14 protein-coding genes are annotated in these 15,654 nt (G+C 70.4%); 2 read left to right on the top strand and 12 right to left on the bottom strand.

Annotation, left to right across the window (positions count from 1 at the left end; translation table 11 throughout):
* The first annotated feature begins 5 nt into the window (after nt 1-5).
* Nucleotides 6-3,920 carry a DNA-directed RNA polymerase subunit beta' gene (locus ACIQ7D_RS23350; RefSeq protein ID WP_403940469.1) on the top strand — a complete coding sequence of 1,305 codons (3,915 nt, stop codon included), beginning with the start codon at nt 6-8 and terminating at the stop codon, nt 3,918-3,920.
* A gap of 87 nt (nt 3,921-4,007) precedes the next feature.
* Here ACIQ7D_RS23350 and ACIQ7D_RS23345 read toward each other — a convergent pair whose 3' ends face one another.
* From ACIQ7D_RS23345 to ACIQ7D_RS23300, 10 genes are all read right to left on the bottom strand, one after another.
* Entirely contained in the window at nt 4,008-4,271 is a 264-nt protein-coding gene (locus ACIQ7D_RS23345; protein WP_403940467.1) for a hypothetical protein, read from the bottom strand.
* A 12-nt stretch (nt 4,272-4,283) separates the two neighbouring features.
* Nucleotides 4,284-5,195, bottom strand: a complete 912-nt coding sequence (locus ACIQ7D_RS23340) for a peptidoglycan-binding protein (RefSeq protein ID WP_403940465.1) — start codon at nt 5,193-5,195, stop codon at nt 4,284-4,286.
* 215 nt (nt 5,196-5,410) lie between these two features.
* Nucleotides 5,411-6,868, bottom strand: coding sequence for a phage tail protein (locus ACIQ7D_RS23335; RefSeq protein WP_403940463.1), 1,458 nt, complete (start codon nt 6,866-6,868; stop codon nt 5,411-5,413).
* Nucleotides 6,869-6,932: 64 nt separating this feature from the next.
* The gene (locus ACIQ7D_RS23330) at nt 6,933-7,646 is read right to left on the bottom strand and encodes a hypothetical protein (protein ID WP_403940461.1); all 714 of its coding nucleotides are present in this window, start codon (nt 7,644-7,646) and stop codon (nt 6,933-6,935) included.
* Between the two features lie 4 nt (nt 7,647-7,650).
* A complete protein-coding gene (locus ACIQ7D_RS23325) occupies nt 7,651-8,769 on the bottom strand; it encodes a hypothetical protein (RefSeq protein ID WP_403940611.1) in 1,119 nt (372 codons plus the stop codon).
* Between the two features lie 11 nt (nt 8,770-8,780).
* Nucleotides 8,781-9,917 carry a hypothetical protein gene (locus tag ACIQ7D_RS23320; protein WP_403940459.1) on the bottom strand — a complete coding sequence of 379 codons (1,137 nt, stop codon included), beginning with the start codon at nt 9,915-9,917 and terminating at the stop codon, nt 8,781-8,783.
* A gap of 90 nt (nt 9,918-10,007) precedes the next feature.
* Complete coding sequence (locus tag ACIQ7D_RS23315) at nt 10,008-10,934, bottom strand: phage distal tail protein (protein ID WP_403940457.1); 927 nt, start codon at nt 10,932-10,934, stop codon at nt 10,008-10,010.
* 49 nt (nt 10,935-10,983) lie between these two features.
* Complete coding sequence (locus ACIQ7D_RS23310) at nt 10,984-12,273, bottom strand: tape-measure protein (protein WP_403940455.1); 1,290 nt, start codon at nt 12,271-12,273, stop codon at nt 10,984-10,986.
* Nucleotides 12,270-13,466, bottom strand: a complete 1,197-nt coding sequence (locus ACIQ7D_RS23305; RefSeq protein WP_403940453.1) for a phage tail protein — start codon at nt 13,464-13,466, stop codon at nt 12,270-12,272. Before ACIQ7D_RS23305 ends, ACIQ7D_RS23310 begins: the two co-directional genes overlap by 4 nt.
* Before the next feature lie 75 nt (nt 13,467-13,541).
* Nucleotides 13,542-14,297, bottom strand: coding sequence for a hypothetical protein (locus ACIQ7D_RS23300; protein WP_403940451.1), 756 nt, complete (start codon nt 14,295-14,297; stop codon nt 13,542-13,544).
* Between the two features lie 47 nt (nt 14,298-14,344).
* On the opposite strand from ACIQ7D_RS23300, the gene ACIQ7D_RS23295 reads away from it, so the two are divergent.
* The gene (locus ACIQ7D_RS23295; protein ID WP_403940449.1) at nt 14,345-14,746 is read left to right on the top strand and encodes a hypothetical protein; all 402 of its coding nucleotides are present in this window, start codon (nt 14,345-14,347) and stop codon (nt 14,744-14,746) included.
* Nucleotides 14,747-14,774: 28 nt separating this feature from the next.
* On the opposite strand, the gene ACIQ7D_RS23290 is transcribed toward ACIQ7D_RS23295, so the two are convergent.
* Nucleotides 14,775-15,119, bottom strand: coding sequence for a hypothetical protein (locus ACIQ7D_RS23290; protein ID WP_403940447.1), 345 nt, complete (start codon nt 15,117-15,119; stop codon nt 14,775-14,777).
* Between the two features lie 65 nt (nt 15,120-15,184).
* On the bottom strand, nt 15,185-15,478 hold the full coding sequence (locus ACIQ7D_RS23285; protein ID WP_403940446.1) for a hypothetical protein: 294 nt from the start codon (nt 15,476-15,478) through the stop codon (nt 15,185-15,187).
* Nucleotides 15,479-15,654 lie beyond the last annotated feature (176 nt).

The raw sequence follows: 15,654 nt of genomic DNA, 5'->3' as shown, positions 1-15,654 counted from the left end.
GACAAGTGCTCGACGTCAACTTCTTCGACGAGCTGCGGATCGGCCTTGCCACCGCGGACGACATCCGGACCTGGTCGCACGGCGAAGTGAAGAAGCCGGAGACCATCAACTACCGCACGCTCAAGCCCGAGAAGGACGGACTCTTCTGCGAGAAGATCTTCGGTCCGACCCGGGACTGGGAGTGCTACTGCGGCAAGTACAAGCGTGTCCGCTTCAAGGGCATCATCTGTGAGCGCTGTGGCGTCGAAGTCACGCGCGCCAAGGTGCGCCGTGAGCGGATGGGCCACATTGAGCTGGCCGCGCCCGTCACCCACATCTGGTACTTCAAGGGCGTGCCCTCGCGCCTCGGGTACCTGCTCGACCTCGCGCCGAAGGACCTTGAGAAGGTCATCTACTTCGCCGCGTACATGATCACGTTCGTGGACGAGGAGCGCCGTACGCGCGATCTGCCGTCGCTGGAGGCGCATGTCTCCGTCGAGCGCCAGCAGACCGAGAACCGCCGCGACTCCGACCTCGAAGCCCGCGCCAAGAAGCTTGAGACCGACCTGGCCGAGCTGGAGGCCGAGGGCGCCAAGGCCGACGTGCGCCGCAAGGTGCGCGAAGGCGCCGAGCGCGAGATGAAGCAGCTCCGGGACCGCGCGCAGCGCGAGATCGACCGTCTCGACGAGGTGTGGAACCGCTTCAAGAACCTCAAGGTCCAGGACCTGGAGGGCGACGAGCTGCTCTACCGCGAGCTGCGCGACCGCTTCGGCACCTACTTCGACGGTTCGATGGGCGCCGCCGCGCTGCAGAAGCGCCTGGAGTCCTTCGACCTGGACGAGGAGGCCGAGCGTCTCCGCGAGATCATCCGGACCGGCAAGGGCCAGAAGAAGACCCGTGCGCTCAAGCGCCTCAAGGTCGTCTCCGCGTTCCTCCAGACCAGCAACAGCCCCAAGGGCATGGTGCTGGACTGCGTGCCCGTGATCCCGCCGGACCTGCGTCCGATGGTGCAGCTCGACGGTGGCCGCTTCGCGACCTCCGACCTGAACGACCTGTACCGCCGTGTGATCAACCGGAACAACCGCCTCAAGCGTCTCCTCGACCTCGGTGCCCCCGAGATCATCGTGAACAACGAGAAGCGGATGCTCCAGGAGGCCGTCGACGCGCTGTTCGACAACGGCCGCCGCGGCCGTCCGGTCACCGGTCCCGGCAACCGCCCGCTGAAGTCCCTGAGCGACATGCTCAAGGGCAAGCAGGGCCGTTTCCGTCAGAACCTGCTCGGCAAGCGCGTCGACTACTCGGCCCGTTCCGTGATCGTCGTCGGCCCGCAGCTCAAGCTGCACCAGTGCGGTCTGCCGAAGGCCATGGCGCTGGAGCTCTTCAAGCCGTTCGTGATGAAGCGCCTGGTGGACCTGAACCACGCGCAGAACATCAAGTCGGCGAAGCGCATGGTCGAGCGCGGCCGCACGGTCGTGTACGACGTGCTCGAAGAGGTCATCGCCGAGCACCCGGTGCTGCTGAACCGTGCGCCCACCCTGCACCGTCTGGGTATCCAGGCGTTCGAGCCGCAGCTCGTCGAGGGCAAGGCCATCCAGATCCACCCGCTCGTCTGCACCGCGTTCAACGCGGACTTCGACGGTGACCAGATGGCCGTCCACCTGCCGCTCTCCGCGGAGGCGCAGGCCGAGGCCCGCATCCTGATGCTGTCCTCGAACAACATCCTCAAGCCGGCCGACGGCCGTCCGGTCACCATGCCCACCCAGGACATGGTGCTCGGCCTCTTCTTCCTCACCACGGACGAGGAGGAGCGCAAGGTCATCGGCGAGGGCCGGTCCTTCGGCTCCACCGCCGAGGCCACCATGGCCTTCGACAACCGTGAGCTGTCGCTCCAGGCCAAGGTCGACATCCGCTTCCCGGTGGGCACCATCCCGCCGCGCGGCTGGACCCCGGCGGCCTCCGAGGAGGCCGACACCGACGGCACCGCGGTGCCGTGGCAGCAGGGCGACCCGTTCCGGCTGCGGACGACCCTGGGCCGCGCGCTCTTCAACGAGCTGCTGCCCGAGGACTACCCGTTCGTCGACTACACGGTGGGCAAGAAGCAGCTCTCCGAGATCGTCAACGACCTCGCCGAGCGCTACCCCAAGGTCATCGTGGCCGCGACGCTCGACAACCTGAAGGCGGCCGGCTTCTTCTGGGCGACCCGCTCCGGTGTCACCGTCGCCATCTCCGACATCGTCGTCCCCGACGCGAAGAAGGAGATCGTCAAGGGGTACGAGGCGCAGGACGAGAAGGTCCAGAAGCAGTACGAGCGTGGTCTGATCACCAAGGAAGAGCGCACGCAGGAGCTCATCGCGATCTGGACCAAGGCGACCAACGAGGTCGCCGAGGCGATGAACGCGAACTTCCCGAAGACCAACCCGGTCTCGATGATGGTCAACTCGGGTGCTCGCGGAAACATGATGCAGATGCGTCAGATCGCCGGTATGCGTGGTCTGGTGTCCAACGCCAAGAACGAGACGATCCCGCGTCCCATCAAGGCGTCCTTCCGTGAAGGCCTGTCCGTGCTGGAGTACTTCATCTCCACGCACGGTGCCCGTAAGGGTCTGGCCGACACCGCCCTGCGTACCGCCGACTCGGGTTACCTCACCCGTCGTCTGGTGGACGTCTCGCAGGACGTCATCATCCGCGAGGAGGACTGCGGCACCGACCGCGGTCTGAAGCTGCGGATCGCCGAGCGCGGCGCCGACGGTGTGCTGCGCAAGGCGGAGGACGTCGAGACGTCCGTGTACGCGCGGATGCTCGCCGAGGACGTCGTCGTGGACGGCAAGGTCATCGCGCCGGCCAACGTCGACCTGGGCGATGTCCTGATCGACGCCGTCGTGGCCGCCGGGGTCGAGGAGGTCAAGACCCGCTCGGTCCTGACCTGCGAGTCCGCGGTCGGCACCTGTGCCTTCTGCTACGGCCGCTCGCTGGCCACCGGCAAGCTGGTCGACATCGGTGAGGCGGTCGGCATCATCGCCGCCCAGTCCATCGGTGAGCCCGGTACCCAGCTCACGATGCGTACCTTCCACACCGGTGGTGTGGCCGGTGACGACATCACGCAGGGTCTGCCCCGAGTCGTCGAGCTGTTCGAGGCCCGTACGCCCAAGGGTGTCGCCCCGATCTCGGAGGCGGCCGGCCGCGTCCGTATCGAGGAGACCGAGAAGACCAAGAAGATCGTCGTCACCCCGGACGACGGCAGCGACGAGACGCCGTTCCCGATCTCGAAGCGTGCCCGTCTGCTCGTGGGCGAGGGCGACGCCGTCCAGGTGGGCCAGAAGCTCACCGTCGGTGCCACCAACCCGCACGACGTGCTGCGGATCCTCGGTCAGCGCGCGGTCCAGGTCCACCTGGTCGGCGAGGTCCAGAAGGTCTACAACTCGCAGGGTGTGTCGATCCACGACAAGCACATCGAGATCATCATCCGGCAGATGCTGCGCCGCGTGACGATCATCGAGTCCGGCGACGCGGAGCTGCTGCCCGGCGAGCTGGTGGAGCGGTCGAAGTTCGAGACCGAGAACCGCCGTGTGGTCACGGAAGGCGGCCACCCGGCCTCCGGCCGTCCGCAGCTCATGGGTATCACCAAGGCGTCGCTGGCCACCGAGTCGTGGCTGTCGGCGGCGTCCTTCCAGGAGACGACCAGGGTCCTGACCGACGCGGCGATCAACGCCAAGTCGGACTCCCTGATCGGCCTCAAGGAGAACGTCATCATCGGTAAGCTCATCCCGGCCGGTACGGGCCTGTCCCGCTACCGCAACATCCGGGTCGAGCCGACCGAGGAGGCCAAGGCCGCGATGTACTCGGCCGTCGGCTACGACGACATCGACTACTCGCCGTTCGGCACGGGCTCCGGCCAGGCCGTTCCGCTGGAGGACTACGACTACGGTCCGTACAACCAGTAAGGCGTACGTCTGCTGAAGGGCGCCCACTCCGTCACGTACGGGGTGGGCGCCCTTCGGCGTGTGTACGGGGCCCACCGGCACGGGGCTTCACCGTACGGCCAGCTCCCAGGCGGCGACGGCGAGCCCGCAGGTGGCCGTCAGCGCGGCGATGTTCGCCAGCGGCCAGCGGGAGCGCTCCAGGGAGTCCAGCCGTGCCTCGTGGTCGGCGAGCTGCCGGTCGGTCTGGTCGCTGCGCTGCACGAGCAGGGCGAGCGAGCCGTCGGTCCGTGCGAACCCCGCCTCCAGCGTGCCCCGCAGCCGCTCCAGTTCGACGGCGACGGTGACCGGGTTGTTCGATTCGGTGTCGGTCATGGGCGCCCTCCTTCAGTCGGTGTACGGGACCTTCAGCGCGGTCCACGAGGCGTGGCCGGGCGTGCCGTCCGCGTCGGCGCCGCGGAAGCCGAGCTTGCGCTGCCAGGCCGCGTACGAGCGCCGGTCGGCCTCGGTCCACCGGGGGCCCGGGCCGACCGTGTAGGCGGAGCAGCCCTCGGCGACGAGCCGCCGACCCATCGCGGTGACCACGGGGGAGCTGCGGCGGTCGGTGAAGAACGCGGCGCCGGGGAACGGCTGGTGGCGCGGGGTGGTGGTCGCCGGCGGTACGGGTGTCGGGGGTACGGGCGCCGTGCCGATCCGGGCGGCGATCCGGGCGCGCATCCCGGCCATGGTGAATCCGCGGGGGTCGACCTTCTGGTCGGACCACTCCGTATGCCCGATCACGCTCTTCGCGCTCCAGCCGTGGGCGCGGCAGATCGCTGCCGAGACCCGTTCGATCGCGGTGAGCTGGGCCGGGGGCCAGGGGTCCTTCCCGTCACCGAGATTGACGCATTCGAAGCCGTAGAAGCGCGCGTTGCCGTCGGCCGCGCCGGGGCTCCCCTCGTGGTGGCGGGGCGCGGGCGGGCGTTCGCCGTAGTCCTCCTCGATCACCCGCCGCAGTACGGCCGGGTCGCCGCCGCCCGCGTGGTTGGCGCGGCCGTTGCCGACCAGGTGGACCGTGCCGTCCTTGGCGATGACGCCGTGGCAGAGCGGTCCCGGCAGGGTGGCGTAGCCGTGGTAGCAGAGGGCGACGGAGCCCGTGGTGCCGCTGGAGACGGTGTGGTGGATCATCACTCCGTTCAGTGGTCCCCAGGCGCCTTTGTGGTTGCGGTGGTGGGTGCGCCAGCCGGGGTGTTCGACGACGGTGACGCCCTCGGCGCGCAGGGCGGTGACCATCCGGTCGGCGGTGAGCGGGGTGGCCATGAGGCGTTCCTTTCGGGTGGTGGGCGGCCGGACGCGGGGGGGCCCCCCCCCCGGGGGGGGGGGGGGGGGGGGCCCCCCCGCGGGGGGGGGGGGGGGGGGGGGGGGGGCGCGGGGGGGGGGGTTGGGGGGGGGGGGGGGGCGGGCCGGGGGGCCCCGGGCGGGGGGGGGGGGCGGGGCGGGGCCCCCCGCGGCGCGGTCAGGGGCGGGGCGGGCGGTCAGGAGAGGGCGGCCCAGATGGCGTTGGAGTCGGCGACCACGGTCGAGGGGGTGAAGGAGGCGGGCAGCGAGGTCTGGCCGGTGACGTTCATCCGGCCGTGGCGGACGAAGGACCCGGGCATCCGGGCGCTCCCGCCGGGGGTCTGACCCATGCTGGAGCCCCGCATGAAGGCGGGACCGCTGTTGCTGGGGTTCGGTCCGTTGATCAGGAGGGCCACCCAGTAGTTGCCCGCGGTGGCGTTGTACGCGCTGGTCAGCGGGCAGACGACGGTCTGCCCCTCGGTGGCCTTGATCGGTGTGGTCAGGGGTGCGGTCAGGCCGACGCGGGCCCCGGCCGCCGTGTACAGCCCGGCGAACGAGCTGGCGCTGAGGCCGGTCCCCGCGTAACCGGGCACGTAGAAGACCACGTTCCGTACGGTGGTGGCCGCGTGGAGCGGGATCCCGATCAGATACACCCAGCCGTTGATGCAGTACTGGACGGTGCTGCCGGAGGCCGCCGCCGGGTCGAACGCCCAGCCGGAGAAGCCCATGGCGGCCGGGGACCAGGTGCCCGCCCCGGCGACCGTGTCCACATATCCGCGCCGGACCAGATGGTCGGCCGCGGACGGATCGGCGGTGGTGGCCGGCGGGGCGGCGAAGGTCTTGGTGCCGCGTACCGTCTGGCTCCCGTCCAGCAGCATCGCGCTGCCGGCCGGTACGGCGTTCACGTCACCGGCGGTGAGCGCGACCGCGCCCGTGCGTTCGTTGACGGAGGTGACCGGCGCGCCGCCCAGCGGCAGATAGCGCAGGTCGGCGGCGGGCGCGTCCAGGGCGCCGACATCGGCGGCGGCGAGGACGACCGCGCCCGTGCGGCCGTTGACCGAGGCGACCGCCCCGCCGGAGCCGGCCGGAAGCTGTCCCGGCGGCACCAGGCCGTCCGTGCCGAGGGTGGCCACCCCGCCCCGGGCCCCGGCCGAGGCGGCCGGGATCGCGGCCACGTCACCGGCGGTGAGGACGATGTCGGCCGCGCCGTGCCCGTTGACGGTACGTACGGCTCCGGGCCGGCCGGCGGGCCCCGCCGGGCCCGGTTCCCCGGCGGGCCCGGCCGGTCCCCGTACCGCCACATAGTTCGGGGTGGCCGGGTCCACCGGGGCGAGATCGGCGAGGTCGACGCTCTCCTGGCCGGTGGTGAGCACGATCCGGTACGTGCGCGGCCGGGACAGGCCGCCCAGCTTCTCGGTGACGGTGTAGGCCCATCCTTCCGGGTTCCAGCCGGGGGCGTCGGTGGCGGGCAGCACCACCCGGATCGCGCCCTCGCCGTCCAGCGTCGCCCGGGTCGGCCCGCCGAGGAAGAGATCGGCCTCGGCGTGGGTGAGAAGGGCCGGCGGCCGGAACTCGACCTGGCCGGTCATGGGGTGGCCGTCCGGCGTCAGATAGCGCGCGGTGACGGCCACCGTGGGAATGGATTCGGGCAGCACGCGGGTGCCTCCTTGGGAAGAGGGATGGTGGTGGGGGCCGGACGGCGGGCGGGGAGCCGTACGGTCAGGACTGCACGCCGTACAGGGCGAGGGGCCGGCAGCGCACGGTGTCGCCCGCCGCGAGGACGCGCGCCTGCACCTCGAAGGTGACGGCCGCGTCGTACGCCGCGTCCAGGACCGCCGTGAACTCCAGCCCCCGGGCGTCGCCGGCCGGTCCGACCTGCGTACCGTCGGCCAGCAGCCGCAGCTCGGCCTTCCCGGCGCTCTCGGCGGCGATCCGGCAGTACAGGCGGGCGTGCTGGGCGATGCCCGTACCCCGGTACAGCGTCGTCCAGGCGGTCGCGCCGGTGGACTCCCAGCGGTCGGCGGCGACCGGCTGCGGCAGCGGATAGGGGACGTAGGGCCGGGCCAGCCCGTGTCCCACGGCGTCGTCGGCGACGACCACATTGCCCCTGCGGTCGAGGATCTGGACCGGCTGGACGGGCAGTGTGTCGGGGGTGCCGCTCCAGACGGTCAGGGCGAGGGTGCCGTCGTCCCTCCGTACCATCAGCCCCTGCTGCGGGGCCCCTTCGGCGCGGTCGGGCTGGACCCGGCCCAGGTAGAGCAGGTCGTCGCCCTGGCCGGTGCGCACCCGCAGCCGGCCGCCGTCGCCGATGACGACGTCGCCGCCCATGATCTGGTTCATCGCCGGGCGGGTGTTGGCGCTGCCCATCAGGTCGCGTACCTGCCGCTCCAGCGTGCGGATCCGGTCCAGCAGGTCGACGGGGATGATCGCCACGGGGTCACACCCCTTCCAGGTAGAGCGTGGCCGTCTCGGGCTTCGCCCGCTGCGGCGGATTGACCGCGAGCCCGACGATCCGGAACCGGGTGTCCGAGCCGCCCGGGTGCCACAGGTCATGGACGCGCAGCCGGATCAGGGCGCCCATCAGCGCGGGCGTGATCCGGCCGTCCATCCACACCGTCAGCTCCGGGATCGTCTCCGGGGCGCGGTGACGGGACAGCTCGGCGCGGGCGAGGGAGCCCAGCGCGTTCGCGTCGTTCACCGCGGTGTGGTCCGAGGTCTGCTCCAGCCGGGGCCAGCCGCCCGCGATGTCCTCGTCGCTGACCACGCGCACGGTCAGCGGCTCGGACTCCTGCGACTGGTCGCTGTTGTCCGACTCGCCGCGCGCCACCCACACATTGGCCTGCACGGTCGAGTCCGACGGCAGGCTGTAGGTGTGCACCGGACCCGGATGGTCGAGCACGATCTCCGTACGGCCGGTGGTGATCACCGGATGGCCGAGTTGCAGATGTTTGACGCGCTTTCCCTCCGTGTCCCGGTAGCAGTGGATCCGCCACTCGAAGCCGTCGTCGAACTGGCAGAGCTTGTCGAGCAGTTCCCTGACCCGGGCCAGCCCGCTGTAGGCGTACGCGAAGTCCCTCCGTACCCCGGACTCCTCGGTCCCGTACCGGATGCCGATGTCGCCACCCGGCTGCGCCTGTACGTGGTCGATGAGCAGCCGGACGATGTCGAACTGCTCGGTGCCCGCCCCGACCAGATCGGCGGAGAGGATCCGGTGATCGAGGTACGAGTCGAAGGTGCCGGCCTGGAACTGGACCGCGAGCCGCCCCTGTTCGTCCATCTGCGGGGTGCTGGTCCACAGCACCCCGCCCCACCAGATGTCCCCGTTGCGCTCCAGCCAGACCGCCGTACGGCCGGGCACCAGCGCGGCCCGGGTCCGTTCGGCGAGGGCCGCGTCGGGCAGTGGGATCGTCGCGGAGAGGGAGCCCGCCTTCCCGATGAAGTCGTCGAACTTCGCGTCGGTGAGCGGGAGCACGTCGAGCATCCGGTCGGTGCGCAGATCGCAGAACAGGGCGCGGTAGACGGCGGTACCGGGGGTACGGAGCGCCCCCGAGGGCATCGGCGCCCGCGTCACAGGGCGGCCTCCGCCGCCTCGTAGGTGAAGCTGCCGGAGATCCGCATGGTGGCGGCCCAGGCCCACGGGGTGACCGCGTCCACGATGCCGCCGTACGGCATCGGCAGGGTGCCGGGCGAGCCGGAGGCGAGCTCCAGCTCCATGTTCCTGGTGTTGGTGATACGGACCCGGACCGCGTACCGGTCCTTGTTGCTCGTCCCCAGAAGACCGGCGGAGCCCACGGCCTGGGTGGCCGCGGCGGCGGTCACCGGCAGGCTGAAGCGCCAGTTGTCGGTCGAGGCGCCGGCGCCGAACCGGGTGGTCGAGCCGAAGACGATGTCGAACGACCCGTGCACCACCGTGCCGATCTGCACGTAACGGCACTGGATCTCCGCGTTGCCGAAGGCCGGTGCCGCCAGGCCGGTGGACGTCGTCCAGACCGGGGTCCAGTCCCGCCAGCGCGGCAGCGGCGGGTACGGCTGCCAGGCGGCACCGTCCCAGCGCTCCAGGCCGCCCGCACCGATGTCCCGGTACTGGCCCGGGTAGGCGCCCGGGACGGTGCGGGCCCACTCCTCGGGCAGGATGCCGCCGACCGCGACGGTGGTACGACGCAGATCGGCGACGGCGGAGGACCAGTCGATCCCGCCGCTGCCCGCCGAGGCGCCCGCCGGGACCCGGATGGTGGCCAGGGCCAGGGAGGCGGACGGGATCGCCGGGGCGGTCGGGTTGGGCTCCGCCTCGCCCTGGAGGACCTCCAGCACCGCCTCCGTACGCTCCTCGCCCTCCTGCGTCCCGTCGTACACCCGCAGCACCACCAGGTCGAGGCGGGGGTTGGCCGGGTCGCCGTCGCCGAGGAGGAGCTGGGTGTACTCGGTGACGGCGACGGGGTAGGAGCCGGCCGTCTCGCTGCCGTGGACGACGGCGCGGCCCGCGGCGACGGTCGCGGTCATCCCGGCCGACTCGCCGTACACGTACAGACCGGACAGGACGTACTTGCCGTCCGGCGAGCCGGGGAGCACGCCGCCGCGGGTGGTGAGCTGGCCGGAGGGGGTCATGGTGCCGAGGGGGGCGAGCCGGGTGTCGGTACGGGACTGACCGGTGGCGCCGGTGCCGTCGGCGGAGCGGTTGAGCAGCCATGCGGTACGGATGGGCATGAGGTCTCCTCTGCGGGATGGGTGTGGTGGTGCGGGCGGCGGGGGGCGTGCGGGGCGGTGGCACCAGGAGGAGTGGCGCCAGTCGGTGCGTCACCAGTAGGAGTGGCGCCAGCGCACGGCCGCCTGCGCCGCCGGGTCCGGCGCGGCGTCCTCGGAACGGAAGGCCAGCGAGGTCTCACCGGGCTCCAGGAGGAACAACTGCTCCGGCGTCGAGGCGGCCGTGGCCGTGTAGAGACGCGAGGCGGTGCCGTTGAGGACGACCGTCCCGGTCCAGGTGTCCACGGTCAGGACGTCGTCGGCGGCGAGCATGATGTCGTACTGGAGACGGCGGCCGTCGGACAGCCTGGTCAGCGAAGGACGCCGTACGGGACCGCGGAACTCGATCAGCGGATGGGCCGCCGTATCACCGGAGTTGACGGCGGTGAGGGTGCCGCTCGTACCGGCCGTGCCCCAGTCCAGCGGCCAGTCCAGCCCGCCGTCCGGCCAGTCGACGCCCGGCTCGGCCGAGGGCAGACCGGTTCTGGCCCCCTGCTCGTCCGTACCGAAGCGGCGTGGATCGGTGGCCGTCCACTGAAGGCTGGTCCTCGACGTGCCGTTCATCTGGAAGGAACGGTCCTGCGGTACGACGCGCCGGCTGATCCGGGCCCGTACCGCCAGGGTCTCCCCGTGCAGCCGGACCGCGAGCCACCGTTCGGCGCCGTCCAGCCCGGTGCCGGAGCGGAACTCGCCGAGGCCGGCCCGCGCCCCCGCGCGGGACGCGGGCAGCAGCCAGACGGTCACGTCGATCAGCCGGGGCTGCGCCCAGCGCGAGCCGGGCCAGGAACCGTGCTGGTCGGGGCGGGGCACGTCACCGATGTCGATGCCGGGCAGGTCCTCCCAGCCGCTGAGGCCGGCACGGTCGATCTCGAACGGGGTACCGGGACCGAGAAGCAGTCCGGCCCACTGGATCTGCCCGTCGCGGGTGATCAGTGAGCCGGGGGAGGGATCTTCCTGGTATGCGGTTGTGGTCTCGGCCATGGGCCGTCACCTCGTTTCGTAGGGAAGCGGTGGGTTCCTCCGCCGGCGGTCACGCGGCGGCGGCCGTCCGGTTCAGGAACAGCAGGTCCCCGGCGATGACCAATGCGCTGCGGCCGTCGGGCTCGTGGTAGCAGGGCAGGACGGCGCGGTGCGCCGAGCGTCCGGTGGACGGCGCGTGTCCCGGCTCGGCGGGCCGCAGCCGGTCGAGCGAGGACAGCGGAAGTACGGCGCCGGAGTGCGGGCCGCCGCCCGAGGGCACGACGACACCGCCTTCGGCGAGCTGCGGGATCTTCGGGAGGTCGACCCCGAACTTCTTGCCGAGAACCGAGAAGCTGAGCTTGTTGAGGCCGTCGATGACCCAGTTGGCGAACGAGATCAGGCCGTTGATGGGGCCCTTGATGACGGAGAGCAGGGCCTGCATGGCGCTGGTGACGAAGCCGCCTATGCCGTTCAGTGCCCGGGACAGGGCGTCCTTCACCCGCTGGAAGGAGCGCGGGATGTCCCGGGTGATCCAGTCCAGCACCGGCCGGACCCCGGACTTCAGACCGTTCCACGCCGAACGGATCAGCCCGGTGAGGGCGCGGGTCGCGGTGGAGACGGCGCTACGGGCGCGGTCGAAGCCCTGGGAGAGCGCGGGGCCGAGCACCTTCAGAACCCCGCCGATGACCTTGCGCACGGTGGAGAAAGCGGCGGAGACGGTCTTCGCGTACAGCCGCACGACCGGACCGAGGAACGCCCAGATCCCCTGGATCACCTTCAGCGCCTGGTCGAAGACCTGCTGCATGATCCGCCGGCCGGTCTGGGAGTTGACGGCCAGATCGATCAGATACGCGGCGATCGGGGTGATCAGGCCGATGACGAAGCCCAGCGGGTTGGCACGCAGGGCCACATTGACGGCGGTCATGGCCCCGGTGGCGACGGTGAGCCCGGTCGCGAGCGGCCCCATGATCTTGGAGACGGTGCCCGCGCCGGAACCGAGCTTCCCCGCCAGCCCGCCGAACAGCCCCGCCCCGGTGGCCAGGGGGGACAGCGCCCCCGCGACGCCCTTGGCTTTTCCGCCGCCGTCACTGAGCCGCGTACCGGCGCTCCCGGCCGATCTGCCGACCCGGGTGAGCGCCTGCCCGGCGGTCTCGGCACGCCCCTTGACCTGCCGGAGCCCGCCCGTGGCCTGGGTGGCGTCGGACGCGATCCGGCCGGCCGCGGCCGCGGAGCGCTGAACGCCCTGCCGGAGCGCCTGGAGCGCGCGACCGCCCTGGCCGAGCTGGGTACGGAAGGAGGCGAGGGCGGGCCCGACCCCGGCGAGCGGATCCCGGGGTGTGCTGACGGTCGCGGCGCTCATCCGCGCGCCTTGGACAGGAACATCAGCGCCATCGCGGTCTCCCGGAGATCGCTGCCGGCCGCCTCGTGATAGTTCTCGATGAGCAGCCCGCCGCCCACGGCCCCGGCCCCGAAGGCCTGCGTCCGGCCCTGCCGCGCGGTGTGCCGCAGCAGCCGGTCGAGCTTGGACAGCGGCAGCACGGCCTCGGCCTCCCCGGCCTCCGCGACCAGGGCGGCCACACCGCCGCGCCGGGGGGTGACGATGCCGCCCTCGGCCAGCCGCGGAATGGTCGGCAGGCTCACCCCGAAGGTCTTGCCGCCGACACCGGGCACCCAGCCGGGGACCGAGACCTTGATGCCGTTGAGCTTCCTGATCGCCGAGTTGATGAGGTCGATCACTCCGTTGAGCGGCGACTTCACCGCGCTCTTCACGGAGTTGAAGGCCCGGGAGGCGATGCCCTTGAGCCCGCCCCAGATGCTGGAGAGCTTGCTCTTGACGGCGCTGAACGCCTGCGGGACGACGTTCCTGATCCAGGAGACGACGGGGGAGATGACCTTCTTGACGCCGTTCCAGACGCTGGAGATCACGCTCTTGACGGCGTTCATCGCCGTGGTGATGACCTTTTTCCACGCGTTGAAGTACGTCTTGATGACGGTGCCGACAGCCTTGACGACGGTGGATACCGCCTTCTTGATCCCGTTCCAGACCGACTTGATCAGCGAGCCGGCCTTCTTCATGATCGGGCCGATCGCCTTCATGACGGCGCTGATGACCTTCTTGATGGCGTCGAAGGCGGTCTTCATGACCTTCTGCATGGCCTTCGAGCGGGCGGCGGTCTCGACCACCTTCTCGATCAACGGCGCGAGCAGCCCGAGCAGCACGCCGATGAGGTTGCCCTTCATGGACTTGTTCAGCCCGTTCATGCCCTTGGACGCCTTGTCGGCCCCGGACTTGAACTTCCCGACCTGTGTCCCGCCCTTCTGCCCGGCCTGCCCGGCCTTGGTGAGCGACTTGGCGGCACTGTCGGCCCGGGTCCTGAGGGTGCTCAGCTCGCGGGCGGAGGACTGGGCGGAGGCCTTGATCTTCTTCAGCCCTTGATCGGACCCACCGGAATTCTTGCTCAGGCCCGAGGCCGCACTTGCCGCCCCGTCAAGTTGCGATTTGAATCCTCTGATTGCGCCGCCGGCGCGGCCCAAGGACTGGGCGAGAGACATGTTTTCTCCTCACTGCTCGCGGCACGATTCGTCGCGATGACACGTGTACGGGTGAGCGGCCGGAGCCATAGGGCGTCAGCCGAGTGCACGCTGGAGACGTTCGGCCTCGGCGGTTACGCCTCGCAGGTCGGACGCGGCAGAGTTCAGCCGCGTGGATTCAGCGCGATACCCGTCTGCGGCACGACGCTGACCACGTTGTCCGGAAAGTGATCTGGCTCTGGAGTCGGAAACGTTTCCGCGCTGCTGTGTGTCGCCCGCGACGGTGTTCGCGAACCGCCGCTGGTTCTGAAGGATTCCTCTGATGGTTGTGTCGTGCCTGCCGAGCCGGCGATCGATTCCGTCCAGACGGCCGGTGTCCGTAGCGGATCCTCCGTCGTTCCCGGTGCGGAGTTCGCTGGGATCTGCTTGATGCAGCCAGCTGGGCAGCCTCTCCTGTAGCGAGCTGACCAGATCTGATGAGCGAATCTTTTCCACCCATGGGAATTTGACGATTTCCGCTCCGAGGAAGGAGAATCCTGTCGGGGTGAAGGCCAGGGCCTCCAGGTCCCACTTGAATATTTGGTTGCTGAAATATTCAATTTGATTGGAGGCGCTGAACGCTTTGCCGTCCAGGTGGGCGGAGGTGTAGCTCGGGCTTGATTTGAGTTCGGTGATCTCTTCGAGCGCCGCAGATATTTCCGTGCGGTGTTTTTCTTTCAGCCCTTCGATTTGCAGGGCGGTGCTGGTCTGGTTTTTGGAAATCAGTGAGATCGATGCCCGGAGAGCCTGCTGGACTTCTCGTAGATCTGATTTGATTTCCGTTATTTCCATTTTTGCGGGGTCTTCTGCCACTGGCTGCACCCTTTTCGTGTCTCCTGCGGCGTGCTATGGTCCCACGCATGCAAGATTCCTTCGAAATGGAAAACTTGATCCCTTGGGGAATAGGGATGGGTGTGCTTCTGCTGTGCCTTCTGGTTTTTTTTAATCTTGCGCGAAATGAATTTGTGCTGAAGCGCCGGGGGGTGATGGTGGCCGGTATCTGTGTGGGCGAGAAGCCGTTCTCTTCGGTGATCCGATACACGGGGCCGGACGGTGCTGAATACGAACGCACGGTCGGCGGGGGGAGTAAGGGGCGTATCGCGAGCATGGGTGATGAAGTTCAACTGGTCTGTGACCCGCGCCGCCCCAAGGTCGCTTCTGCCCCTCCGGAATCAATCTCCGAAGGGGTTGTCCATGTCGTCTTGGGTGTCGTCCTCCTGGTGCTGACGGTTCGACTGGCCATATGGCCGTTCTGGGGATAGGCCGGGTTCGCGGCTCTGATTGATCGGGTCAGTGGAAGAAGCGGGTCAGGTCGGCGTGGGTGGGGGGTTCCGGGGCCGGCTGGGACCGGGGTGCCGGTGTGTCGGTCGGAGTGGGGGCGGGGTCGCCCGGGCGGGGGACCGGGAGCGGGGGCTCCGGGGCGTCGGCGGATTCGTCGGTGTTGACCGTGGCGAACATCCAGTTGGCGGCGGCCAGATGGTCGACCGCGGCGGCGAGGAGGTGGTCGGTGACCGACCATTCGGCTTCCTCGCCGTGGAGTTCCAGGGTCAGGGCGCTGTCGCGTGGCATGTGCTTGACCAGCACCGCGAGCCGGCGGCTGGTGAGCCGGCCGCGGTGCCAGTCGAGCAGGTCCACGCCGTAGTGCCGGAGGAGGTCGGCTTCGAGGGCCTCGGCGTGTTCTTCGACGAACGCGACGAGGCTCAGCCTTCCCCCAGGCCGAGCCCGGTCTCCTTGCCGTACGCCTCCAGGATCGCGGCGATGTCCTGGACCGTGATGTCGTGCCGGGCGAAGCGGATGAACTGCTGTTCGCCCAGCAGGAGCCCCAGCAGCCCGTCGACGTCGTTGTCGTCCAGGCCGCGCAGGGCCTTGGCGGTGGCGCGGCTCAGTTCGGTGGGGAGTTCGAAGGTGTCGCCGTCCAGCTCGAACGACCAGGTGCGACCGAGGGCTTCGAGGCGCTGGGCCCGCGCCGCGTTGACGTTGAAGGAAGTCGTCATGTGTGTCTCCTGCCGATGAGCGGGTGGGGTGGGGCGGTTGGGGCGGGGGGGGGGGGGGGGGCCCCCCCCCCCCCCCCCCCGCCCCCCCCCCCCCCCCCCCCCCCCCCCGCCCGCCCCCCCCCCCCCGGGCCCCCCCCCCCCCCCCCCCCCCCCCCCCCCCCCCCCACCCACACCCC

The organism is Streptomyces sp. NPDC096310, assembly GCF_044763125.1.
Lineage (GTDB): Bacteria > Actinomycetota > Actinomycetes > Streptomycetales > Streptomycetaceae > Streptomyces.
The sequence above is the reverse complement of the archived record's forward strand: the minus strand, read 5'-3'. Positions and strand labels throughout refer to the sequence as shown.